The organism is Vibrio sp. Vb1574, assembly GCF_033338675.1.
Genome location: NZ_JAWOTC010000170.1, coordinates 1 through 1,522 on the forward strand (window position 1 = coordinate 1; position 1,522 = coordinate 1,522).

Here is a 1,522-nt window from a genome sequence, read left to right on the forward strand (position 1 = left end):
TTCTCGCTTACTTACCCCTTGCGTAAAAGAAGCGAAATCGACACTGGACGCGATTATCCGAGAGCAAAACGAAAATAAGCTCACCGCTTTGCGAGCGGAGTACCTCACCGAACGACTCGTAGCGCAAATTGGCGCAATTCAGCGAGAGATTTCTACCACTAAAATTCGTAAGAATGAAATCAAGCATAGCAGCCACTTTCGCAAACCAATTAACGTGCTTTATCAAGAGCTCGCGCAACACCAAGAATGGGCAAGACGCTTGCGAGAAATGGTGTTAGAAAAGGAACGCGCAGTGGAAACTGCACCTAGTTTTATGCGAGCTGAAGCTCAGAAAGTATTGCTGGCGACAGAGCAACGTTTAGCTCGTTGCGAGGCAGCGCTTCTTAAACTAGAAAATCAAATTACACATAGGGAAAAGCACCAATAATGGCAGACCAACCAACCTCTCCTCTTGATGATGCACCAGAAGAGATCAAGCTGGCCGTTGATTTGATCTACTTGCTTGAAACCAACGAGATTGATCCAGAAGTTGCGATTAAAGCATTGAAGATCGTACAAACAGATTTAGAAAACAAATTGAAAGCGCAGTAAAACGCGCTTTTTTCTTTTGTTGAGATTCATTTTCACTACGCTTTCAGAATGATACCATTCTAGAAAAATACGCCCTCAAAAGGATAAATAATGAAAGTAATCAGCTTTAACATCAATGGACTACGTGCTCGACTGCACCAACTCCAAGCGCTAATCGATAAACACCAGCCTGACGTTATTGGTCTTCAAGAGATTAAAGTGCATGATGAAGCGTTCCCGATTGAAGATGTCGAAGCCATGGGTTACAAAGTGTATTTTCATGGCCAGAAGGCGCATTACGGCGTAGCGATGCTTTGTAAGCAAGAGCCAATCCGCGTACAAAAAGGTTTTCCAACGGATAACGAAGAACACCAAAAGCGCATGATCATGGCGACGTTTGAAGACGAAAATGGTGAAAAAGTAACGGTGCTTAATGGCTACTTCCCTCAAGGGGACAACATTAACCACGAAACGAAATTCCCATACAAGCGCCAGTTCTACAAAGATCTAATGACGTATCTAAACGATCATCACAGCAACGATGAACAGTTGATTGTTATGGGTGATATCAACATCAGCCCTATCGATTCAGATATCGGTATCGGAGAACCAAACCGTAAGCGTTGGTTGAAAACGGGTAAATGCTCTTTCCAACCAGAAGAACGTGAATGGCTACAAACGTTGTTAAATTGGGGCTTTGAAGATACCTTCCGTAAGCTTTACCCAGAAGTGAACGATCGCTTCTCGTGGTTTGACTACCGCTCTCGCGGCTTTGATGACAACCGAGGTCTACGAATTGATGTGATTTTGGCGACTCCTTCTCTCGCGCAAAAATGTATTGAGTCGGGTATCGATTATGAATTACGCGGTATTGAGAAGCCTTCAGACCATGCGCCAATCTGGTCGACATTCAAGTAATACTTTACAAAGCAATAACCGTGACTCAACGCTA

Annotated in this window: 3 protein-coding genes; all 3 read left to right on the top strand. The window is 43.8% G+C overall.

The window, feature by feature from the left end:
• Nucleotides 1-427, top strand: a 427-nt coding sequence (locus R7O12_RS24515) for a primosomal replication protein (RefSeq protein WP_318126643.1), incomplete at its 5' end; no start/stop codon positions are given.
• Entirely contained in the window at nucleotides 427-591 is a 165-nt protein-coding gene (gene rsmS / locus R7O12_RS24520; protein ID WP_005456217.1) for a pleiotropic regulatory protein RsmS, read from the top strand. The genes R7O12_RS24515 and rsmS, both read left to right, overlap by 1 nt.
• A gap of 90 nt (nucleotides 592-681) precedes the next feature.
• A complete protein-coding gene (gene xthA, locus R7O12_RS24525; RefSeq protein WP_069508384.1) occupies nucleotides 682-1,488 on the top strand; it encodes an exodeoxyribonuclease III in 807 nt (268 codons plus the stop codon).
• The last annotated feature ends 34 nt before the right edge of the window (nucleotides 1,489-1,522 follow it).

Coding starts and splice junctions, on each gene's coding strand:
- rsmS (WP_005456217.1), top strand. CDS start 427: ATGGCAGACCAACCAACCTCTCCTCTTGATGATGCACCAGAAGAGATC.
- xthA (WP_069508384.1), top strand. CDS start 682: ATGAAAGTAATCAGCTTTAACATCAATGGACTACGTGCTCGACTGCAC.